The 21,300-nt window shown below is 62.6% G+C and carries 25 protein-coding genes and 3 tRNA genes; 11 read left to right on the plus strand and 17 right to left on the minus strand.

The genetic code is table 11. The features are described 5' to 3' along the window. Nucleotides 1–124 precede the first annotated feature (124 nt). From wrbA to AC1RWL_RS20135, 3 genes are all read left to right on the plus strand, one after another. Nucleotides 125–724, plus strand: a complete 600-nt coding sequence (gene wrbA / locus AC1RWL_RS20125; RefSeq protein WP_492649690.1) for an NAD(P)H:quinone oxidoreductase — start codon at nt 125–127, stop codon at nt 722–724. Between the two features lie 130 nt (nt 725–854). Then, a tRNA-Leu gene (locus tag AC1RWL_RS20130) sits at nt 855–939 on the plus strand. Nucleotides 940–1,211: 272 nt separating this feature from the next. Next, nucleotides 1,212–2,009, plus strand: coding sequence for a hypothetical protein (locus tag AC1RWL_RS20135; RefSeq protein WP_493096233.1), 798 nt, complete (start codon nt 1,212–1,214; stop codon nt 2,007–2,009). Nucleotides 2,010–2,060: 51 nt separating this feature from the next. On the opposite strand, the gene AC1RWL_RS20140 is transcribed toward AC1RWL_RS20135, so the two are convergent. From AC1RWL_RS20140 to AC1RWL_RS20160, 5 genes are all read right to left on the minus strand, one after another. Beyond that, on the minus strand, nt 2,061–2,366 hold the full coding sequence (locus tag AC1RWL_RS20140; protein WP_435265395.1) for a hypothetical protein: 306 nt from the start codon (nt 2,364–2,366) through the stop codon (nt 2,061–2,063). A 107-nt stretch (nt 2,367–2,473) separates the two neighbouring features. Continuing rightward, on the minus strand, nt 2,474–3,481 hold the full coding sequence (locus AC1RWL_RS20145) for an inorganic phosphate transporter (protein WP_493096232.1): 1,008 nt from the start codon (nt 3,479–3,481) through the stop codon (nt 2,474–2,476). Next, entirely contained in the window at nt 3,481–4,125 is a 645-nt protein-coding gene (locus tag AC1RWL_RS20150; protein WP_493096231.1) for a DUF47 domain-containing protein, read from the minus strand. The genes AC1RWL_RS20145 and AC1RWL_RS20150 overlap by 1 nt, the downstream gene beginning before the upstream one ends. 115 nt (nt 4,126–4,240) lie before the next feature. Further along, entirely contained in the window at nt 4,241–4,819 is a 579-nt protein-coding gene (locus AC1RWL_RS20155; RefSeq protein WP_319319162.1) for a hypothetical protein, read from the minus strand. 78 nt (nt 4,820–4,897) lie between these two features. Beyond that, on the minus strand, nt 4,898–6,352 hold the full coding sequence (locus tag AC1RWL_RS20160; protein WP_493096230.1) for a TrkH family potassium uptake protein: 1,455 nt from the start codon (nt 6,350–6,352) through the stop codon (nt 4,898–4,900). Nucleotides 6,353–6,631: 279 nt separating this feature from the next. Here AC1RWL_RS20160 and ilvA point away from each other — a divergent pair, with 279 nt between their 5' ends. The 3 genes from ilvA (at nt 6,632) to AC1RWL_RS20175 (ending at nt 9,666) form a co-directional block, all read left to right on the plus strand. Continuing rightward, the gene (ilvA, locus tag AC1RWL_RS20165) at nt 6,632–7,879 is read left to right on the plus strand and encodes a threonine ammonia-lyase (RefSeq protein ID WP_493096229.1); all 1,248 of its coding nucleotides are present in this window, start codon (nt 6,632–6,634) and stop codon (nt 7,877–7,879) included. 61 nt (nt 7,880–7,940) lie between these two features. Further along, nucleotides 7,941–8,255, plus strand: coding sequence for an HlyU family transcriptional regulator (locus AC1RWL_RS20170; protein ID WP_256116112.1), 315 nt, complete (start codon nt 7,941–7,943; stop codon nt 8,253–8,255). Nucleotides 8,256–8,418: 163 nt separating this feature from the next. After that, a complete protein-coding gene (locus AC1RWL_RS20175) occupies nt 8,419–9,666 on the plus strand; it encodes a GGDEF domain-containing protein (protein ID WP_439628612.1) in 1,248 nt (415 codons plus the stop codon). Here the strand turns inward: AC1RWL_RS20175 and AC1RWL_RS20180 are convergent. Beyond that, nucleotides 9,663–10,124: an Lrp/AsnC family transcriptional regulator gene (locus AC1RWL_RS20180; protein ID WP_256116110.1), complete on the minus strand. Its 462-nt coding sequence runs from the start codon at nt 10,122–10,124 to the stop codon at nt 9,663–9,665. The genes AC1RWL_RS20175 and AC1RWL_RS20180 overlap by 4 nt on opposite strands. A gap of 164 nt (nt 10,125–10,288) precedes the next feature. Here AC1RWL_RS20180 and ald point away from each other — a divergent pair, with 164 nt between their 5' ends. Next, nucleotides 10,289–11,407, plus strand: a complete 1,119-nt coding sequence (ald, locus tag AC1RWL_RS20185) for an alanine dehydrogenase (RefSeq protein WP_435265398.1) — start codon at nt 10,289–10,291, stop codon at nt 11,405–11,407. 48 nt (nt 11,408–11,455) lie between these two features. On the opposite strand, the gene AC1RWL_RS20190 is transcribed toward ald, so the two are convergent. The 8 genes from AC1RWL_RS20190 to AC1RWL_RS20225 all read right to left on the minus strand — a co-directional run bounded on the left by AC1RWL_RS20190 (nt 11,456) and on the right by AC1RWL_RS20225 (nt 18,571). Then, entirely contained in the window at nt 11,456–11,923 is a 468-nt protein-coding gene (locus AC1RWL_RS20190) for a DUF1203 domain-containing protein (RefSeq protein WP_493096228.1), read from the minus strand. A 70-nt stretch (nt 11,924–11,993) separates the two neighbouring features. Then, nucleotides 11,994–13,028, minus strand: coding sequence for a phosphotransferase enzyme family protein (locus AC1RWL_RS20195; RefSeq protein WP_493096227.1), 1,035 nt, complete (start codon nt 13,026–13,028; stop codon nt 11,994–11,996). Nucleotides 13,029–13,210: 182 nt separating this feature from the next. Then, nucleotides 13,211–13,771, minus strand: coding sequence for an OmpA family protein (locus AC1RWL_RS20200; protein ID WP_256116106.1), 561 nt, complete (start codon nt 13,769–13,771; stop codon nt 13,211–13,213). Nucleotides 13,772–13,869: 98 nt separating this feature from the next. Further along, nucleotides 13,870–14,460: a GNAT family N-acetyltransferase gene (locus AC1RWL_RS20205; RefSeq protein WP_493096226.1), complete on the minus strand. Its 591-nt coding sequence runs from the start codon at nt 14,458–14,460 to the stop codon at nt 13,870–13,872. Beyond that, a complete protein-coding gene (sseA, locus tag AC1RWL_RS20210; protein WP_493096225.1) occupies nt 14,460–15,314 on the minus strand; it encodes a 3-mercaptopyruvate sulfurtransferase in 855 nt (284 codons plus the stop codon). The genes AC1RWL_RS20205 and sseA overlap by 1 nt, the downstream gene beginning before the upstream one ends. Before the next feature lie 75 nt (nt 15,315–15,389). Next, nucleotides 15,390–16,127, minus strand: a complete 738-nt coding sequence (locus AC1RWL_RS20215) for an alanyl-tRNA editing protein (RefSeq protein ID WP_493096382.1) — start codon at nt 16,125–16,127, stop codon at nt 15,390–15,392. 11 nt (nt 16,128–16,138) lie between these two features. Continuing rightward, nucleotides 16,139–17,179, minus strand: a complete 1,041-nt coding sequence (locus AC1RWL_RS20220) for a cysteine synthase A (RefSeq protein WP_493096224.1) — start codon at nt 17,177–17,179, stop codon at nt 16,139–16,141. 126 nt (nt 17,180–17,305) lie between these two features. After that, on the minus strand, nt 17,306–18,571 hold the full coding sequence (locus AC1RWL_RS20225) for an SAM-dependent methyltransferase (RefSeq protein WP_256116102.1): 1,266 nt from the start codon (nt 18,569–18,571) through the stop codon (nt 17,306–17,308). Between the two features lie 226 nt (nt 18,572–18,797). On the opposite strand from AC1RWL_RS20225, the gene AC1RWL_RS20230 reads away from it, so the two are divergent. Next, nucleotides 18,798–19,007, plus strand: a complete 210-nt coding sequence (locus tag AC1RWL_RS20230) for a hypothetical protein (protein WP_493096223.1) — start codon at nt 18,798–18,800, stop codon at nt 19,005–19,007. A 75-nt stretch (nt 19,008–19,082) separates the two neighbouring features. Then, nucleotides 19,083–19,274 (plus strand): hypothetical protein, encoded by a 192-nt coding sequence (locus AC1RWL_RS20235; protein WP_256116100.1) that lies wholly within the window; start codon nt 19,083–19,085, stop codon nt 19,272–19,274. A gap of 136 nt (nt 19,275–19,410) precedes the next feature. On the opposite strand, the gene AC1RWL_RS20240 is transcribed toward AC1RWL_RS20235, so the two are convergent. Beyond that, nucleotides 19,411–19,485, minus strand: a tRNA-Asn gene (locus AC1RWL_RS20240). 184 nt (nt 19,486–19,669) lie between these two features. On the opposite strand from AC1RWL_RS20240, the gene AC1RWL_RS20245 reads away from it, so the two are divergent. Then, a complete protein-coding gene (locus tag AC1RWL_RS20245; RefSeq protein WP_493158461.1) occupies nt 19,670–19,933 on the plus strand; it encodes a hypothetical protein in 264 nt (87 codons plus the stop codon). A 79-nt stretch (nt 19,934–20,012) separates the two neighbouring features. Then, nucleotides 20,013–20,489, plus strand: a complete 477-nt coding sequence (locus tag AC1RWL_RS20250; protein WP_493096222.1) for a DUF2938 domain-containing protein — start codon at nt 20,013–20,015, stop codon at nt 20,487–20,489. Nucleotides 20,490–20,541: 52 nt separating this feature from the next. Here the strand turns inward: AC1RWL_RS20250 and AC1RWL_RS20255 are convergent, their stop codons facing one another. Together AC1RWL_RS20255 and AC1RWL_RS20260 are read right to left on the minus strand one after the other, a co-directional pair. Beyond that, nucleotides 20,542–20,877: an RcnB family protein gene (locus AC1RWL_RS20255; RefSeq protein WP_493096221.1), complete on the minus strand. Its 336-nt coding sequence runs from the start codon at nt 20,875–20,877 to the stop codon at nt 20,542–20,544. A gap of 277 nt (nt 20,878–21,154) precedes the next feature. Next, nucleotides 21,155–21,228: transfer RNA gene (locus AC1RWL_RS20260), tRNA-Cys, on the minus strand. Nucleotides 21,229–21,300: the final 72 nt, after the last annotated feature.

Below are 21,300 nucleotides of genomic sequence, written 5' to 3' on the forward strand. Positions count from 1 at the left end.
CCATTGTCAATGGCGGGTGAACAGTCTGTCGACCGTGCGGCTTCTGTCGCCGATCCCCCAAAGTGCTACATCCAAGCTGACGCCGCGATCAAGCGGAAAGCAACTTCGACCTGAGGAGACCACGATGGCGAAAGTACTGGTTCTTTACTACTCGGCCTACGGCCATATCGAGACCATGGCCTATGCCGTGGCCGAAGGCGCAAAATCGGCCGGTGCCGAGGTGACCGTCAAGCGCGTTCCGGAACTCGTGTCGGACGAGGTTGCCAAGGCCTCGCACTACAAGACGGACCAGAAGGCGGAGATCGCCACGGTTGCCGAACTCGGCGACTACGACGCGATCATCGTCGGCGCCGGCACGCGCTACGGCACGGTCGCCTCGCAGATGCGCAATTTCTGGGACCAGACGGGCGGCCTGTGGATGGCCGGCAAGCTGGTCGGCAAGGTCGGCTCGGTCTTCACCTCGACGGCCACCCAGCACGGTGGCCAGGAATCGACCATCCTCGGCTTCATCCCGACGCTTCTCCACCACGGCCTCGTGGTCGTCGGCCTGCCCTACGCCTTCCAGGGCCAGATGGGCGTGGAAGAAGTCAAGGGCGGCTCGCCCTACGGCGCCTCCACGATCACCGGCGGCGACGGCTCGCGCCAGCCTTCCGAAATCGAACTCGAAGCCGCCCGCTACCAGGGCGCCCACGTCGCCAAGATCGCCGGCAAGCTTTCGGCCTGACGTTTTCCTGAAGCGTCACCGAAAAACGGGGGTGCGGTCCTTTGAGGGCCGCGCCCTTTTTGCGACCGATGCAAGCCTTTGCAAAACGCCCTATTGACGAAGCGTGCTGACTCTTCGAAAAGCAGGCTATGCGGGCGTGGCGAAACTGGTAGACGCAAGAGACTTAAAATCTCTCGGCCTTGGCCGTGCGGGTTCGATCCCCGCCGCCCGCACCAGACTTTTCCCGATGCAAGTATACGATTTCACCGCCACCTGATTCGCCTGCCGACGCAGATGCAGTGGCGGGCGGTTGGACTTTTACGGGTGGAGTTCTGCGCTTTATGATCCTGCCACCGTTGCTGGCATTCGAAAATGTGCCGGCCGCGCAACACTTGCTTTTCTTGGTGGCCGGAACGCAAGCAAAGTACAGAAGCGCCCTTGCCAGCTAAAAATGCTTTCGCTTTTTTAGCGCCCGATGTTTCAACGTGGGATACCATTGGGGGCGTGAATGAAATTTCCAAAATATTTGACCAAGGCCTATTTCCAGAAGACCTATGGGTCCATCGGCGTCGGTGATTTTACGGTCAAGGTGACGAAGTACAGCCAGACCTCGACCACGCTGAAGGCGACCGTCGAGGTCGATAGCAGCTTCGGCGACAGCACCACCGACATTCTGATGAAGGTGGGCAAGACCACGACGAGCCTGACGCTAAAAATCAAGGCAGAGGGCTATAACAGCACCTTGGCCTATTCCACCGCGCAGACGAAGAACGGCATCGCCATCAATGCCACATATACGGACAGCTTCAAGACGAAGTTCAACTACAGCCTGAACCTCGAGAAGGACGGCGATTTCAGCAAGTTCAAGATGGTCTATGCCCTCGGCACAGAGAAGATGACCATCACCTCGACCAAGATTGCCGGCGACGTGGTGACGTTCAAGGCCGTGGATGGCAGCGGCGACGTGATCGGCACGGCCAAGTTCAATCTCAAGGCCTTCGGCGATTATTACGACAAGTCCGACAAGTATTTCTTCGAATCCGGCAAGACGGCCGAACTCTTCAACAAGCTGCAGCTCAAGTTCACCAGCCTGAACAAGGCGGGCGAGCCGGCGGACGGCGACAGCTTCGTGTTCAAGAAGCTCGCGGCCCCCGATGCCGGCCACGACGACGCCGGTCTTGCCGCGCGTGCCGCCGCCTTTGACGATGCGTCGAACGCCACGCATTCCGACAGCTTCGATTTCCTGGCGACCCAGGATTTCGGCCAGCCGGTCCACGCAATCAAGCACCTGCCGGATCTGTTCTAAGCGACTGAAACGGGGGAACGGCGGGAGCGGAAACGCTTCCGCCGCTGGAGCCTATTTGGTCGGCTTCACCAGCGAGATGACGCGCGGCTTGGAGGGGGCATCGAGCCACTCGATCCACGCGTCCCGCTCTTCGATCGTGTCGAAGAACCGCCAGAGCTTGAACTCTTCGTCGGTGGTCTCCAGCATCTCGCCGATGGAGGCGAGTTCCAGGGGCAACGTCACTTCGTTGCCGTCGAAGCGTACGAAATAGACCCCCTCGGCGGCAAGACGGATGACCTGACCGGTGCCATAGCTGCCATCGGGGTCATCGACCGTGAAGTACATGCCGGTCAGGGTGTCAAAAACCTTGTCGTTCATAGCTTTCCAATGCCAGTTCTGAAAAAAACGCGCGGGTTCCATCAGTCTCATTTAATGGACCGTGCCGGAACGTCAATCGCTGGTCTCTTATCGCCGCAGCGAAACGCCTAGCCTCCGATAGCACTGAATGTCAGGTAGAACAGCGCCGAAATCGCGGCCGCCGAGGGCAGCGTGACGATCCAGGCGATGACGATATTGCAGGCGAGGCCCCAGCGCACCGCCGAGACGCGGCGCGCGGCGCCGACACCGATGATGGCGCCGGTGATCGTGTGCGTCGTCGAGACGGGGATGCCGAGCCAGGTGGCGGCAAAGAGGGTGATCGCCCCGCCGGTTTCGGCGCAGAAACCCTGCATCGGGTTGAGGCGCGTGATCTTCGAGCCCATCGTGTGCACGATGCGCCAGCCGCCCATCAGGGTGCCGAGCGCCATGGCCGCTTGGCAGCTGATGACGACCCAGAAGGGGACGTGGAACTCGCTGCCGAGATAGCCTTGCGAGAAGAGCAGCACGGCGATGATGCCCATGGTCTTCTGCGCATCGTTGCCGCCATGGCCGAGCGAATAGAGCGAGGCCGAGATGAACTGCATGACGCGAAACGTGCGATCGACGGCAAACGGCGTCTGGCGCACGAAGAGCCAGGAAACGATGAGCACGAGGACGAGCGCCAGGAAGAAACCGATCGCCGGCGACAGGAAGATGGCGCTCGCCGTCTTGATGAGACCACTCCAGACAACGGCGTCGAAGCCGGTCTTGGCAAGGCCCGCACCGACAAGCCCGCCGATCAGCGCATGCGAAGAGCTCGACGGAATGCCGAAGATCCAGGTGACGACATTCCAGATGATCGCGCCCATCAGGGCGGCGAAAATGACGAGGGGGCTGACGATGCCGGGATCGATGATGCCCTTGCCGAGCGTTTCGGCGACATGCAGGCCGAAGAACAGGAAGGCGATGAAGTTGAAGAAGGCCGCCCACATCACGGCATATTGCGGGCGCAGCACGCGCGTCGAGACGATGGTGGCGATGGAATTCGCCGCATCGTGCAGGCCGTTCAGGAAGTCGAAGAGCAGCGCGATGCCGACGAGCGCGACCAGCAGGGGTAGAGCGAGGGTGGCCTCCATCAGACGTTCTCGATCACGATACCGCTGATCTCGTTCGCCACGTCCTCGAAGCGGTCGACAACCTTTTCCAGTTCGCCGTAGATCTCGCTGCCGATGATATAGGCCATCGGGTCGGTCTTGCCGTATTGCCTGAAGAGGTTCTTCAGGCCCTGGTCATGCAGCTCGTCCGAGCGGCCCTCGACGCGGGTGACCTCTTCGGCGATCGCGCTGAGGCGCGTGGCGTGTACGCCGACCTTGTCGAGCAGCGGAATGGCCTCGGCGATCAGATGCGCGGCCTTGACGACCGTCTCGCCCATCTCCTGCATGCCGGGCTCGAACTGCGTCTGCTCGTAGAGCCGGATGGTTTTTACCGTCTTGTGCATCATGTCGATGGCGTCGTCCATCGACTGGATCAGGTCCTTGATGTCGCCGCGGTCGAAGGGCGTGATGAAGCTGCGGCGCACGGCGAGCAGCACCTCGCGGGTAATGTCGTCGGCCTGGTTTTCCAGTTCGACGATGCGGTCGCAATGTTTTTCCAGATCCGGCCCGCCCGCGAGAACCGAACGGAGGGCTTCGGCGGCGCCGACGACGGTGCGGGAATGCTGCTCGAAATAATCGAAGAAGCGGTCTTCGCGCGGCATGAGTTTGCGAAACAGCGAAAGCATGGATGCCCCTTACCTGGCTGGGGTTGTCATGCCGCTGTCATAATTGACCGTCAAGCCGCTGGAAAGCTTGGATTCCAGCTTGTCACAATTCTCTGCCTGCCTGTGGAAAACCTCGTTACGGCACGATCTTGAACGGCTGTTCGCTGATCGCTACGGCGCCGCTTGCCGCATCGCGGAAGCGGTAGCGCAGCACGTAGTCGCCGGCCGGCGGGCCGCTGAGATTGAGGGTCAGCTTGGCGAAGACTTCCTGGTTGCGCACGCTGCCCTTGAAGTCGAAGGAGCCGAAGGCCTTCTGCTCGGCAAGCACCGTGCCCTTGGGGTCGAGAAGTTCGAGGTCGACGGTGAAATGCGATTCGAGCAGGCCGCCGTCGCCCGGGCGCCAGGTGAGGCCGACGGGCTCGACATAGGAGATCAGCGCCTCGCCGACCTTGAAGTCGGAGGCGGGGCGCACCGCATACATGCCGTAGCCTTCCGGCGGGGCGGAAACGAAGACGGCCTTGCCGATCGTGAAGGGCAGGGTGGCGGCGAAGGTGCCGAAGGCATCGCGGATCGTGTTGTGTGCGCCCACCGTGTCGCCGGCGGCGGCCTGCTCCTCCGCCTTCTTGGCCGCATCCGCAAGCGGCCCGGCAAAGGCGAAGGCCGGCGCGAGCGCGGCGATAAAGGTCAAACGCAACAGGGACTTCGACGCAAACATTCAGTCTTCCTCCAGCCGGATGGCGGCAGGATGCGGAGAAGCGTGACAACAGTCAAGAACGCCAAAGGCGGTACGCGATCAGCTCTTCCAGAAGAGTGGTGTCAGGATGACGAGCACGGTCAGGATTTCGAGACGGCCCAGCAGCATCAGGAGAGAGAGGAGGTAGAGGGCGGGATCGTGGAATCCGGCAAAAGTGCCGGCCGGACCGATCGCCTGAGTGACGCCGGGGCCGACATTGGAAAGCGAAGTGGCTGAAGCCGAAATCGCCGTCAATATGTCATAGCCCGCCAGACCCAGCAGGATCGCCCCGATGGCCGAGATCGCGATGTAGGTGATAAAAAACAGGAAGACGCCGCGCTGGAGATCGACATCGACCGTCATCGAGCCGTAGCGCACGGCATGGATGCCGTCCGGATAGAGCAGGCGGTAGAGGCCGGTGCGAATGAAATTGAACAGGATGATCAGGCGATAGGCTTTCAGGCCGCCCGCCGTCGATCCCGAACAGCCGCCCATGAAGGTCGCGACAAAGGCGAGCGCCACGATGAAATGGCCCCATTGCGTATAGTCGTCGCTGGCAAAGCCCGTGGTGGACAGGATGGAGGAGACGGTGAAGAAGGAATGCGCCAGCGCCTCATGGAAATCGACGCCGTTTTCCAACCGCTGGAACACGCTTGCGGCAATGGCGAAGAGCACGAGATAGCCGAGGAAGACGCGGATCTGCGGATCGCGCCAGGCATCGATGCGCCCGCGCACGACGAAGAGGATGAGCACTGAGAACGGCAGGCTGGACAGCGTCATGAAGAAGGTGGCGGCCCAGAGCAGCGGCAGGCTCTTGAAATAGCCGAAGGAGGCGTCGTGCGTCGAAAGCCCGCCAGTCGCGACGGTCGACATGGCGTGGTTCAGTGCATCGAAGCGGCTCATGCCGAGCGCGGCATAGGTTATGGCGCAGATGAGGGTGATCGCCACGTAGATGGCGAGGAAGGCGCGGGTATAGCTCGCGATGCGGGCGAAGGGCTTGTCGGCGGTATCGGACGATTCGAGCTTGAAGAAGGACATGCCGCCGACGCGCAGATAGGGCATGATGAAAAGGCCGAGGGCGAGAATCCCGACGCCACCGAGCCAATGCAGCAGCGAGCGCCACATCAGAACCCCGGGCGGCGCGTCGTCGAGGCCGACGATGACGGTGGAGCCGGTCGTGCTGATCGCCGAGACCGATTCGAAGAAGGCCTGCGCGAAGGTGAGGTTCAGTGACGAGAGCCACAGCGGGATCGCGCCGATGATGCTGCCCGAAAGCCAGAGCATGTTGACGACGAGGAAGCCCATGCGCTTGTTGAAGGGCGGTGGGCCGGCGCGCGTCGCGGCCGCCGTCGCGAGCGACAGGCCGCCGGTCATGAAGGCGGAGAGGAAGAAGACCTCCGAATCGGGATGGCCGTAATAGACGTCGATGAACGCCGGAACGAGCATCGCCACGGACAGGTAGATGCCGCTGATGGCGGCAATGTTGATGGCGGATCGGAAGATGGTGGCGTTCAAGTTCTGGTCTCGGGAAGAGGCCATGGCGGCCAGGGCGGGTGGTATCCGTCGCGTCGATATGCCATAGCCTTTGCATTGTCCAAACTCAAGGATGGCTTCCGACGCGGTCCTCCTTGGTTTCGACCGGTTCTGCTGCGCGGCGTCGGAAAGGTTTGAAGAATGATCGGCTTCCCCTGCATCTGTCCTTCCTGAAGGCAAGACTTGTCCTGAAGGCGAGACACGCAGCTTTTTGAACCCAATCCTATCGAACCCAGATCCCTATCGAATATGGACCAGAGCATGACATCCGACGTCGACGCGGCCATGGAGGCCTTGCGCGGGTTGTTTCCCGAAACGCCGCTCCAACTGAACGAACATCTCTCCGCCCGCTACGGCGCAGAAATCTATCTGAAGCGCGAGGACCTCTCGCCGGTACGCTCCTACAAGATCCGGGGGGCGTTCAACTTCTTCCGCAAGGTTCTCGCCGACGAGAACGGCGCGCGCAGCTTCGTCTGCGCCTCGGCCGGCAACCATGCGCAGGGTTTCGCCTTCGTCTGCCGCCATTTCGGCGTGCCGGGCGTGGTCTTCATGCCGGTGACGACGCCGCAGCAGAAGATCGACAAGACCCGCATTTTCGGCGGCGAGTTCGTCACGATCAAGCTCGTCGGCGACTTCTTCGACCAGTGCTACAAGGCCGCCCGCGACCATGCGGAGGCGACCGGCGCGCTGATGGTGCCGCCCTTCGACCATGCTGATATCATCGAGGGCCAGGCGACGGTGGCGGCGGAAATCGTCGCACAGCTTCCCGATGGCAAGCTGCCGGATCTCGTGGTGCTGCCCGTCGGCGGTGGTGGCCTTGCCTCGGGCGTGACCGGCTATCTTGCCGACAGGATCGGCCCGTCGGGCTTCCTGTTCTGCGAGCCGGCCGGTGCGCCGAGCCTCAAGCGCAGCCTCGAAAGCGGTGCGGTGGTGACGCTCGACCAGGTCGACAATTTCGTCGACGGGGCCGCGGTCGGACAGATCGGCGCGCTCAATTTCGCAGCCCTCAGCCGGTTTTCGGCCGATCAGGTCATGCTGCTGTCGGAAAACGCGATCTGCGTGACGATGATCGACATGCTGAACGTCGAGGGCGTGGTGCTGGAACCGGCGGGCGCGCTGTCCCTGACGGCGCTGGATGCACTCGGCCGCGAGGCGCTGGAAGGCAAGACGGTCGTCGCAGTCGTCTCCGGCGGCAATTTCGATTTCGAGCGCCTGCCGGATGTCAAGGAACGCGCCATGCGCCATGCCGGGCTGAAGAAATACTTCATCCTGCGCCTTGCCCAGCGCCCCGGCGCGCTCAAGGATTTCCTCAACATGCTCGGCCCGGACGATGACATCGCCCGCTTCGAGTACCTGAAGAAATCCGCCCGCAATTTCGGCTCCATCCTCATCGGCATCGAAACCAAGGCGCCGGAGAATTTTGCGGCGCTGAAAAAGGCCTTCGACGCTGCCGGCATGCGTTACCAGGACATCACGGAAAACGAAATTCTCGCAAACCTCATCATCTAGGGGCAGGGGCTGGCGGCGCTCTCCCCTTGGAGGGCGCGGCGGCCTGTGTTAGCAATCGGCCATGGCATCGTTCTTTTCAAAACTCTTCGGTCGCGGCGGCGACTCGGCAGCCCCCGCGAAGGTCGCGGAGGAAACCGAAGCCTATAACGACCTCACCCTCGTCGCGGCTCCCATTCCGGAAGGCGGGCAGTATCGCCTGGCCGGGCGGATCGAGAAGCGGGACGGCGACCGGGTCTTCACCCGCAGCTTCATCCGCGCCGATCTCTTCTCCTCGCGGGACGATACGGTCGCCTCGACCTTCCGCAAGGCAAAGCAGATCGTCGACCAGCACGGGCCTTCGCTGTTCAACGATGGCGTGGACAGCCGGCAGGTCTGACCGCCGCCGGGCGATTTCTCGCCTCGTTCTGTGAAAAGTCACACAAAAGAACGTGAACGCGCTGGAGAACCGGCGCGATTGCCTGTATCCGCAGGAAAAGACTTGTTGCGACTCTTGCCCTGTATTTAGCTGCGGGGCGAAGCGAAGAAACTGCGGATCGCCCATGGGTACTGAAAATCTGATCCTGCTTCTTGTCGAGGCCGGATTCTATTTCGTCTTCATGGTGGGCATCCTGCATCTGCGCCATCAGATCGGCATTGGCGTCTTCATTGCCGCACTCGGCGTGATGCACTTCCTCGAAACCTATCTCGCGGCCGTCTTCTACATCGAGCTGCCCTTCGGCGTCATCTCGCCGGGCTCCTCCGTGCTGTTTTCCGGCAAGCTGATGATGATTCTCCTTCTTTATGTGAAGGAGGACGCCGCCGTCGTGCGCGCGCCGATCTACGGCCTGCTCGCCGGCAATTTCCTGACGGTCGGCCTCGGTTTCTTCCTGCGCCATCACCAGACGATCGGGGCTGTGCCGGGCCGCATCGCGGACCTCGCCTTCATCGACGAAATGGGCTGGCTGATGCTCTGGGGCACGACGCTGCTCTATATCGATGCGCTGGCGATCATCCTGCTCTACGAACGGCTCGGGCGGGTGTTCAAGAAAAGCACGGCCATGCGCTTCTTCGTCTCCGGCGTCGTGGTGCTGACCTTCGACCAGATCGGATTCTTCGCAGCCCTGCATTTCCTCAACGGCGCGCCGGTCGAAGTCTTCTGGGGCGGCTGGATCGCCAAGATGATGGCGGCCTGCGCCTACGCGGTGCTGATCACCATCTATCTCTCCTATTCGCGCATCTCCGCCATTCCCGTCTCTCCGCGGCCGATCTCGGATATCTTTGCCGATCTCACCTTCCGCGAGCGTTACGAGGACCTGCTGGACCGTTCCGGCCGCGATGCGCTGACCGGCGTCTACGACCGCAGCCGTCTGGAATTCGAGGCGCCGCGCCTGCTTTCCGCGATGCTGGCGGCCGGCAAGCCGATGGCGCTGATGATCATCGATGCCGACCATTTCAAGGACGTCAACGACCGCTTCGGCCATCTTGCCGGCGACGGCGTGCTGAAGGAGACAGCCGCCTGCCTGCAACGCGCACTGCGCGGCACCGACCGCGTCTTCCGCTTCGGCGGCGAGGAATTCGTGGTGATCTGCGAGGATGTCTCGCCGCAGGCCGGCGCCGAACGTGCGGAAGCCCTGCGCCGAACCGTGGAAGCGGAAATCCGCCGGCCGGACGGCGTGCCTGTGACGGTCAGCATCGGCATCGCCAACAGCTACAACGACGGCACGACGCTGAACGCCCTGCTTTCGGCCGCCGATGCCCGGCTCTATGCGGCCAAGAACGCCGGCCGAAACCGGGTCATTGCGAGCTAAATGCCGACATTCGGCCGGTCGATGATCTCGCGCAGCGCAAAGCTCGAATTGATCTTCACCACATGGGGCAGCGCCGACAGCCAGTCGCGGTGGATGCGCTCGTAATCCTCCAGATCCTTGGCGGCGACGCGCAGGATATAGTCGTATTCGCCGGACATCAGGTAGCAGACGAGCACGTTGGGGCAGAGTTTCACGGCCGATTCGAACTCGTTCAGCGTCTTGGCGAACTGGCCGGAAAGCGAGATGTGCACGATGGCGATCATCTTGTAGTCGAGCGCCTTGGGCGAGACGCGGGCGTGATAGCCGTTGATGACACCCGATTTTTCCAGAATGTCGAGCCGGCGCGAGCAGGCCGACGGCGACAGGCCGACACGCTCCGCAAGCTCCGCATTGGAGATCCGGCCGTTCTGTTGAATCACCCTCAGGATCGCAGTATCGATTGCATCCAGATGCGCCATTCGAATTTCCTTCGAAATTTCCGCTGATATTCGCAGAATATTCGACAATGGCGCGTTTCGCAAACCCGCTTTGCAAGGACATTGCACGCGTCCTCTGCTTCCATAGTGATCCCCGCCGGCAAGCGGCGGCAATGAACGGGAACAGCACTGGGAGAGGAACGCGCATGCGTATCGGTTGTCCGAAGGAAATCAAGAATCACGAATATCGGGTGGGCCTGACGCCCGGGGCCGTGCGCGAATATGTGGCCCATGGCCATGAGGTTCTCGTCGAGACCAAGGCCGGCGCCGGCATCGGCGCAGACGACGACACTTACCGCGCCGCCGGCGCGAAGATTGTGGCCACCGCCGCGGATATCTTCCAGAAGTCCGACATGGTTGTGAAGGTCAAGGAGCCGCAGCCCTCCGAATGGGCGCAGCTTCGCGACGGACAGATTCTCTACACCTACCTGCATCTCGCACCCGATCCGGAACAGACCAAGGGCCTGCTCGCCTCCGGCGTCACCGCCATCGCCTATGAGACGGTGACGGACGAGCGCGGCGGCCTGCCGCTGCTCGCACCCATGTCCGAGGTTGCCGGTCGTCTCTCCATCCAGGCAGGCGCCACCGCGCTGCAGAAGGCCAATGGCGGCCGCGGCATCCTGCTCGGCGGCGTGCCGGGCGTGCTGCCGGCCAAGGTCGCGATCATCGGCGGCGGCGTCGTCGGCCTGCATGCGGCGAAGATGGCGGCCGGTCTCGGCGCGGACGTGTCGATCGTCGACCGCTCGATCCCGCGCCTGCGGCAGCTCGACGACATTTTCGGCGGCCGTATCCACACGCGCTATTCGACGATCGATGCGCTGGAAGAGGAGGTCTTCTCCGCCGATCTCGTCATCGGCGCCGTGCTGATCCCCGGTGCCGCGGCGCCGAAACTCGTCACCCGCGAAATGCTGTCGGGCATGAAGAGGGGCGCGGTCATCGTCGACGTCGCCATCGACCAGGGCGGCTGCTTCGAGACCTCGCATGCCACCACCCATTCCGACCCGACTTACGAGGTCGACGGCGTGGTGCACTATTGCGTCGCCAACATGCCGGGCGCGGTGCCGGTCACCTCCGCCCATGCGCTGAACAATGCGACGCTGCATTACGGCCTGCAACTCGCCGACAAGGGCCTGAAGGCGATTGCCGAGGACCGGCACCTGCGCGCCGGCCTCAACGTGCACAGGGGCCGCGTCACCAACCGTCCGGTCGCCGAGGCGCTCGGCTACGAGGCCTACGCCCCGGAAGCAGTGCTGAACGTCGCCTGATCCGGCATGCATGCAATAAAAGAAGGCCCGGAGCGATCCGGGCCTTTTTCATGCGCGCTCGATGCGGCACTGGTAGCAATTGTTGCGCGCCGAGCGGATGTGGAGATAGGCGACGTCCTCGCGCGCCAGCAGCGTGGCGGCATAGTCGGGAATGTCGCCGGTCGGCACCACGGCGCCGGTGCCGTAGAGGATGCGGTCTCTCGCCGAATAGCCGCGAACGATATAGTCGCGGCTGGTCAGCATCGGCGGCAGGTCTTCCGGCGGAACATGGGCGGCGCAGGGTTCGGCATGCAGGAAGACCGGGCCGGTTTCCGCATAGGGCTGGACGGCCGGGAAGGGGCGGTGCGCCAGGACGAGATAGGTCTCGCCGGCACCGACGAGCCGCAGGCAATGGCGACAGGGCACGCCGTCGCCTTCGGAGACATGCCGCTCCGGCACCATGCCATAGGCATCCTTGCCGCCGCTCCAGTAGGCGGTCGCGGTTTCGGTCGGCATGGGCAGGAAACGAAGGGACATCTTTGGCGGCTCCGGTTGCAAGGTGCCGCAATCTTTCATCATTGGCCGCGCTCGCGACACCCGATTCCTGTCAGGTCGCCTTGCGGAAGGCCTTGTCGCATTGTTCGAGGAGCCGGACGGGGTCGATCGCCGGATCGGCGAGGCAAAGGCCGACCATGGTTTTGGCGATATTCTGGTAATAGGCCTCGTTCGCCTCGGCGGACACGATGTTCCTGGCGATGGCCTCGCGCCGGTCTTTCAGCCGCTTGCGCAACGATGCCAACGGCACGGCCTCGGCGATGGAGAAAAGCCGGTCGCGGATCTTCAGGTGACGGATGCGCTGCCGCCGCGCGGCGAGCAGGCGGGTGGCGGCGGTGAAGACGAGGTCCGGCGCATGCGCCAGCCAGGTCGCGCGCAGGTCGGCAGCGCAGGTGCCGAGATAACCGTCGAGCAGGCTGCGCCGCTGCGTGGTCTGCCGACAGAACGGGCGCATCATCGTTGCGGCAAGCTCGATGCCCGACACGTCATAGGTCATCAGCTCATAGTCGATCAGGCCGATCGAATGCTCGTCCTGCTCGATGATATTGCTGCCGTAGAGGTCGCCATGGGTAAGCTGGGTGGCCGGCAGACGTTGCATGCGCGCGAGGCTCTCCTCGATCCAGCGCCGCTCTTCCGGGCTGTGCAGGGCGCCGGACTGGGCGAGGTAACCCTCATGCGGCAGGACCGGCCGTCGGCGTTCGAAGAGCGCGCCGGTGGCGGCCCCTTCGATCGTGTTGAGCTTGGCGAGCGTGCGGCCAAGCGCCGCGAGCGCCGCCGGATGCGCCTTCTGGGTCAGCGGCTTGCCGGGCAGGTAGGAGAGCGCCAGCCAGTGGCCGCCGGCCTTGATGGCATCGCCCCACGAGGCGGTGCCGGCGCAGACATGCTGGGCGGAAATGCCGGCCGCCTCCAGCCGCCCCACGGCGTCCTCGAAACGGTCCTTGGTCGATTTCAGCACGAAGAAATGCAGCACATAGGTCTGCTGCTCGAAGACGACGATGCGTTTCTGGATGCTGAGGCGCCGCTTGGTGTGCAGGATGCGCACCCGCTTGCCAAGCAAATCGCGAAGATCAGGGGTGGGGCTGTCCATGCGAGCGAAAGATTCCGTTTGTATGCCGATCGATCCGTCCACGGCTCCATCGCCTTCGGGAAATGCTCGTGACAGTCATATGACATAGTTGCCCGGTCGTTTCCAGCACCGAAGTCGGCCGCAAAAACAACATCACCGCGGATGCCGGTGGGCACCCGCGGTGAGGCTTCTGGAGCGTTGAATTAGCGCACGAATTCGTCGATGCGGCGCAGCGTCACGCGCCGGTTGCGCCATTCCTCGTTCTGGGTCGGCACCAGCAGATAGTCCTCGCCGTAGCCGACCGTTTCGAGCGCGCGGTAGGGGATGCCGAATTCCTGCACGAGCAGCCGCTTCAGCGATTCGGCGCGGCGTTCCGACAAAACCTGGTTGGACGCGGCCGAGCCCACGGCATCCGTATGGCCTTCGATGAGGAAGACGGCGCGACGGCGGCGCTTGAGGAGCTGCTCCATGGCGCGCGCGATCTGGCTGACCTTGCGGTATTCCGAGCGCGGGATATCCGAGGACGCGAAGGCGAAGTTGATCGACTGGATGTTGATCGAGGGGGCGGCACCGCGCAGGTCCGGACGGCGCTTGAATTCGCGCACCGTCACCCGTTCCTCTTCGCGCAGGCGGCGGGAGGGGGCCGCGTCGAGGCGGCGCAGGATGATCTCCGAGGACGGGGTTTCCTGCGCGAGCGCGAGGCCCGAGAAGGCGGGGACGGCAAGGGCGGTGGCGAACGCGGTCAGAAAGGCGCGGCGTTGCATGGCAATGTTTCCTGTTCGTTTGATCGTCTGTTGAACGGAAATTGCCATAGGCGATCTGAAAGGGAGCTGAACCGGCTGTTAGCTCCCGTTCAGATTGATTAACGCGGCTCCGGCGGCAGCAGACAATCCCGCTTGGCGAGCGCCAACAATTCGGCGTCAGCGAGCGGAACAAGCTCGGCATCCCGCGTGCCGACCGGCGAGAAGCCGAACATCTGGTAAAGCTGGAGCGCGCGCGGATGGTCGAGATTGTTGGTGGTGACCGTCACGCGCTTCGGCCCGAGCGACCAGGCGGCATAGAGCGTCTGGAGCAGGAACCACTTGCCGATGCCCAGCCCCAGCGCGCGCTCGAACAGGCCGAAATGCGACAGCTCGACCACGTCCTCATCGATCTGCAACAGCTCGAAGAACCCGGCCGGCGCGCCGTTGACATAAAGCACGGTGACGCTGTTGCGCTTGTCGTACAGCGTCTTGGCGAGCGTATCGTCCGTCATGCGCAGCCGGTCGACCCAGTGCCAGCGGCTGCCGACCTGCCGGTAGAGGAAGCGGTAGAAGGCGAGCGGGATTTCCGGCGCATTGAGGATGGCGGTGTGCACGTTGACCGGCACCGGCAGGCTCTGCTTCGGCGGCGAGGTCATTTCGAGCGCGGTGATGTGGACGGCGATCGGTGCCGTCTGTGCCTTCTTCGCCATCAGTCTTTTCCCGTCACGACCGGCGTATCGTCCCGGCCACCCCATTGCGACCAGGAGCCGTCATAGAGCGTGTTGTTGTCATGGCCGAGCGAGGTGAGCGCCAGCGTGATGATCGCCGCCGTGATGCCCGAGCCGCAGCTGGTGACGACCGGCTTCGAAAGGTCGATGCCCGAATCCTCGAAATGTTTTCGCAGGCTCGTAAGGTCCTTCAACTTGCCATCGACGGAGAAGGTGCCCGACGGCAGGCTTTTGGCGCCCGGCATATGGCCGGAGCGCATGCCGGCGCGGGGTTCCGCTTCCTCGCCGGTAAACCGGCCGGCGCCGCGGGCATCGGCGATCTGCTTGGAGCCGGTCGAAACGATGCCGCGCATCTCCTCGAAGGACGTGACCGCATAGGGATTGAAGTTGGTGTGGAAGACGGCGGGTGCGGGTTCCGGCAGGTCGGTCTGAAGCGGCCTTCCTTCCTTCTTCCAGCCATCGATGCCGCCATCCAGCACGAAGACGTTCTTGGCGCCCATCGTGCGGAACAGCCACCAGACGCGCGGGGCCGTGAAGATGCCGGGGCCGTCATAGACCACGATCGTGTCCGTATCCGAAATACCGAGCTTGCCGACTTCGGTGGCGAAGAAGGCCGGCGAGGGCACGGTATGCGGCAGGTTGCTCGAATGATCGGCGATCACGTCCTGATCGAAGAAGACGGCGCCGGGAATGTGGCCGGCCGCATATTCGAGGGCGCCGTTGCGGTTTTGCGCGGGCAGATACCAGGCGGCATCGACGATTCGGAATTCCGGCGCGCCGAGCTGCTTTTCCACCCAGTCAGCCGAGACGACGAACCTGCTCTTGTCGTTGGACATTTTTTACTCCTCAGGCAATTCCGGCAAAGGCGCGGAACGCGGTCTTGCGCCCGGAATTGCGTAAACCAGAAAGCGCTACGCCTCGGAACCGGGCGCACCGAAGCGGATGCGGAACCGGCGGTTCTCCTTGCCCTTCTTCTCGATCTTGCCGATGTGGATGGCACCCACTTCCTGCGTCTCCGAGACATGTGTGCCGCCGCAGGGCTGGCTGTCGACCGAAGAGTTTTCACCGATGCAGACGAGGCTGACGCGGCCGAGGCCCATCGGCGGCCGCACGTTCTTCGACTTCACAATGCCGGGATTGGCAGCGAGTTCCTCATCGGTGATCCATTGCACGAAGATCGGATGGTTTTCTTCAACGAGCTTCATCAGCCGCGCCGTCACCTCATCCTTGTCGATGGTCTCGCTCATGTCGAAATCGACCCGGCTGTCGTCCTCGCCGACGGCCGCACCGGTGATGGGGTAGGGGCAGACGACGGAGAGCAGGTGGCAGGCCGTGTGCATGCGCATCAGCTTGTAGCGGCGCGCCCAGTCGATATGGGCGACGACGGTCTCGCCGACGATCGGCGAGGTCTCGCCCTCCAGCGGGCGGTGGATGATGATTTCTTTCGTGCCGCCATTGACGGCCGGGCCGAGCGCGATGCGGGAACCGTCGGCGCGCTCCAGAAAACCGGTATCGCCCGGCTGGCCGCCGGATGTCGCGTAGAAACAGGTCTGGTCGAGCTCGATGCCGCCATCCTCGTGCACCACCGTCACCACCGCCTCGTTTGTCGAAAGATAAAAATCGTCGCGAAAGAGGGCAGTGGTTGGCAGGGACATGAGACCTATTCGACCGGCTGATAAGGGACCTTGATCCCCGATTTCGCCGTCAGCCATGCCGGAACGGGCAGGCCCTTCGAATCGAGGAAGTCCGCGTTGAAGAGTTTGGACTGATAGCGGTTACCATAGTCGCAGAGGATCGTCACGATCGTGTGGCCGGGGCCGAGATCCCTGGCAAGCCGGATCGCGCCGGCAATGTTGATGCCCGACGAGCCGCCAAGCGCGATGCCTTCGTTCTCGATCAGGTCGAAGACCAGCGGAACCGCCTCGGAATCCGGAATGTTGTAGGAATAATCCGGCGTGAACCCTTCGAGGTTCGCCGTGATGCGACCCTGGCCGATGCCTTCGGTGATCGAGCTGCCGGCGGCCTTGAGTTCGCCATGCGCATAATAGTTGTAGAGTGCCGCGCCATCCGGATCGGCAAGCGCGATCTTGACGTTCGGGTTTTTCGCCCGAAGGCCTGCGGCAACCCCGGCCAGTGTTCCGCCGGAGCCGACGGCCGAGACGAAGCCGTCCACCTTGCCGTCCGTGTCGCGCCAGATTTCCGGCGCCGTCGTCTCGATATGAGCATCGCGGTTGGCGACATTGTCGAACTGATTGGCCCAGATCGCGCCGTTCGGCTCGGTTTTCGCAAGCTGCTCGGCAAGACGGCCGGAGAGTTTTACGTAGTTGTTCGGGTTCTTGTAGGGAACGGCCGGGACCTCGACGAGTTCGGCGCCGAGCAGGCGCAGCGCATCCTTCTTTTCCTGGCTCTGGGTTTCCGGGATGACGATGACGGTGCGGTAGCCGAGCGCCTGCGCGACGAGCGCCAGCCCGATGCCGGTATTGCCGGCCGTGCCCTCGACGATCACGCCGCCGGGACGCAGCGCCCCGGAGCGTTCCGCCGCACGGATGATATAGAGTGCCGCGCGATCCTTGACCGACTGGCCGGGGTTCAGGAATTCCGCCTTGCCGAGGATCTCGCAGCCCGTCGCGTCGGAAGCCCCCTTGAGCCGGATCAGCGGCGTATTGCCGATTGCATCCAGAACGGACGGAAGAATTGCCATGGGAGCCGAGCCTCGCGTTATAAACCTAGATCAGGAAACGTCTTTTCGGCTGCCGAGCGGCGCTTTGCAAGAAATCGTGTTCCCCGAGAACGAGCTTCCAGAGGGATTTTTTTTAACCTGCGCGGGTCAGCCGAGCGGACGCGTATAAACCACCTGCCGCACGTCGATGTTTCGCGCCCGAAAACCCGCCTCGCAATAGTAGAAGTAGAATTCCCAGAGTTTCCGGAAGCGCTCGTCGAAGCCGAGCGGCACGATACGTTCCCAGGCGGCCCAGAAGCGGTGGCGCCATTCGGCAAGCGTGCGGGCATAGTCGTGGCCGAAGCCGATGTCGGAGGCCGTCGACAGCCCGAATTGCCGGCCGAGCGATGCCAGGTGCTCGCGGGTCGGCAGCATGCCGCCGGGGAAGACGTATTTCTGGATGAAATCCGGGTTCGACCGGTATTCCTCATAGGCTTCCTGCAGGATGGTGATGATCTGCAGGCCGGCGCGCCCGCCGGGCTTCAGGCATTCGTTCAGCTTGGAAAAATAGGCCGGCCAGTATTTTTCGCCGACCGCCTCGAACATTTCGATCGAGACGATGCGGTCATAGGTGCCGGTCTCGTCGCGGTAATCCTGGAATTTCAGCTCGACCCGGTCGGTAAGGCCGGCCTTCGCCATGCGCTCTCGGGCAAAGGCAAGCTGCTCGCGGCTGATCGTCAGGCCCGTGACCTTGCAGCCGATCTCGCTGGCCGCGAACTCCGCAAAACCGCCCCAGCCGCAGCCGATCTCCAGCACATGGTCGTTCGGGCCGATGCCGGTCGCCTCCGCAAGGGCGCGGTATTTCGCGACCTGGGCGGAGGTGAGGTCGTTTGCGCCGCGCGAATAGAGCGCGGAGGAATAGGTCATCGTCGGGTCGAGCCATTGGGAGTAGAACTCGTTGCCGAGGTCGTAATGCGCGGAAATGTTGCGCTGCGAGCCGCGGCGCGTATTGGCGTTCAGCCAGTGGCGGAATTTTTCGACGAGCAGCAACAGGCCGCGCGGGCCGTTCGTATAGTTGCGAACGATGTTGGTATTGACCAGCACGAGTTCGAGGAACATGCCGGCGTCCGGGCTTTCCCAGTCGCCATCCATGTAGCTTTCGGCGACACCGATCGTGCCGCCGCTGACGGCGCGATAGGCAAGGTTCCAGTTGTTGAGCTTCACGACGGCGTTCGGGCCAGGCGTCTTACCCCGGATCACGAAGGTCTGGCCGCTTGGCACCGTTATGGCGAGCGCCCCGGTTTCCAGGCCGAGCAGGCTGCGCAACACCATCTGCGCGCGGAACGGCAATCCTTTCGCGCGCGTGGCGAAATTGGCCGCCGTCAAAATGTCTCGATCTGAAAATGTCTGTTCTGAAATCAAATCATTCGTCATCGATTGCCCCTCTGCCAACCCGACGTAAGGGTAAGCTAGCGTCAATGTTCCTGAACGCCAAGACGTGAATCGTGACAGGTCGGATCACAAAGAGGCGCAAGGTCGCCCGGAAAAGCGTCGGGCTTTAACGAGCTGTTAGGAAACATGGTTAATTTTGCGTCTATCCGGCAATCGGCGGGAACGGAAACCGCGCCCGTTCGTTTGGAGGAAAATTGGAGGTATCAGGATGCTTTTCAGACTTTTTCCGGTGAACCCGGTCGACCATGACGACGATATCGCGACCGGCACCTACGCCGACGGAGTGATCGGAACGCCACTCGGCGACGCCGCCATGCGGCCGCGCGACCGCAGCCAGACGTTTCGCCGCGCGACGCCGGATCGCGACTATGGCCTCGCCCGCAGCGCCGGCCAGGCGGGCGCGGGAATGGTGCCCTGAAAGACCAAGCGCCGGGAACAATAAGCCGCCCGGCGCATTCCTCCTCTGCCCGAATGCCGAAGCGAGGAGCCTACCATGACGCACCACATCGACAATCGCCAGTTCAGCCCCCGCCAGACCCGCAATGTGCTCGACGTTATCGAACATTGCCGCAAGAACGGATTGGACAAGGCGGAGGAACGCAAACTTCTCCTGCTCTTCGGCCGCTTCGCCAGCCGCCACGAACTCCAGATGAACATCAAGCGCCAGCCGACGAACGTGCGATAGCGAAAGCGGCACGGGATATTGACGGGGAGCCACATCCTGCGAAAGGATGGCTCCTCGATTTGGTTTATGCTGGAAAAATTTCGTCTATGCCGGAAAAGCAGAAGGGCCGCGCTTTTCAGCGCAGCCCCTCAAAATCTGGCTCCCCGGGCCGGATTCGAACCGGCGACCTGTCGATTAACAGTCGAATGCTCTACCGCTGAGCTACCAGGGATCATCCGCTCGCTGCGGAGTGAGCGCGTAATACAAATGCTGGATCGATTTGCCAAGCGCTTTTTGACAAAAAAATGCACGAGGCTTGATTGATTGTGGAGAAGTCTCCAACTGGAGGGGAGGCGAGCCCCGGAAAACCGGGCTTTCGAGCGAATGGACGGCGAATGACGACGCGAAAAACAAACATGCATTTCGGGATCGACCCGCGCACGCGGCAGATCGTGATCGGAAGTTTTCGTATGAAACTGCCGGAATCGCGCTGGCTGCGCACCCTGATCGGCGTTCTCCTCATCGTCGGCGGCATTCTCGGCTTCCTGCCGATCCTCGGATTCTGGATGGTGCCGCTCGGCCTTCTCGTATTGTCGCACGATTCCCATTTCGTCCGCCGCCAGCGCCGCCGCCTGGCCGTCTGGTGGGCGACCCGCAAGGCCCGCCGCAACGCGCGCTGACGTTACCTCTCTCTTTATTGCATCGACGCTGCGGACCTGCTCTAAACCCCGGCAGGGCTTTTTAGGGTGAGGGAAGCATATGGAATTGCTGTTGAAGGGCGTCGTGATCGGCATTGGCGCGACCGTGCTCATGGATCTCTGGGCGATCGTTCTCTGGAAGGGGTTCCGCCAGTCGCGGCCGAACTGGGCGCCGGTCGGCCGCTGGTTCTGGCACCTGAAGAACGGCACGGTTTTTCATGACGATATCGGCAAGGCTTCACCCTATGCCAACGAGCTGGCGCTCGGCTGGATCAGCCACTATGCGGTCGGCATTCTCTATGGCGTGATCTTGGCGCTCCTCGTCGGCGAGGCGTGGTTTGCCGTCCCGACCTTCCTGCCGGCCTGGATCCTCGGCATCGTCACCGTCGGCGCCGGGTGGTTCCTGCTGCAGCCGGGGCTCGGTATCGGTGTCGCAGCGTCGAAGCTGCCGAATGCCAATACGGTGCGCATCCTCAATCTGGTCGCGCACACTGTTTTTGCGCTGGGGCTTTACGGCACGGCGCTGCTCATCCGTTGAGGCGTAACAAGCAAGAACCCCACCGCAGATCGTCCGCGGTGGGGTTTGTCGTTCAGCGGGCCGCAGCGACCCCGAGGATGACGCCTGTGGCGATGCTCAGCAGCAGGTAGTCGTTGTCAACCTTGACCCATTGCTGACCGCGGTTGGGCTTGCGCAGGCCGTAGCGATGGTAGTCGCGCACAGCCGGCCGGCGCTTCCAGTCGGAATAACGCTCGCCCTTGTGCCAGGCGCGCCTGTTCACCTTCTTCCTGACCACGACCTTCTTCTTGTAGGTCTGGGAATAGCCGGGCTTGCGATCATGGCCATATTGCTGGGCGGCCTGCGCCATCGGCACTGCCGCGACGGAGAGGGCGACTGCGGCGAGAAGGGTGCGGATGAAGACTTTCATGGGGGTGGTTCCTCGTTGTCGATGAGCAGAGCCTAGGTCCGCGCCGATGAACGAGAAGTGAATGCAAGATTAAATTTCTGTAATAAAAACAGTTGCTTAATTGACCTATTCCGGTGAGTGCCACGGTAGTCGGGAGTCTGATTGCTCCGAGGAAAGTGGCTTGCTCAAGTAACCGCCAAGCAAAATAAGGCGTCGAAATGCAAGAAGCCCAGGAGTGGCCTACCTTAAGGGTAAGTATCCACAACAAAGCGATCTAAGTCCATGATAAATTGGAAGTTGGAGGCCTCGCCGAGAATCGAACTCGGGTGCAAGGATTTGCAGTCCTCTGCGTCACCACTCCGCCACGAGGCCGTCCGTTTTGCTATAAAGCGAGTGGTGCCGGGCGTTTAGAACGAATTTAGAAAGGGCGCAAGGGGCTTCCGG

This window comes from Shinella sp. GW821-FHT10F02 (assembly GCF_058809275.1).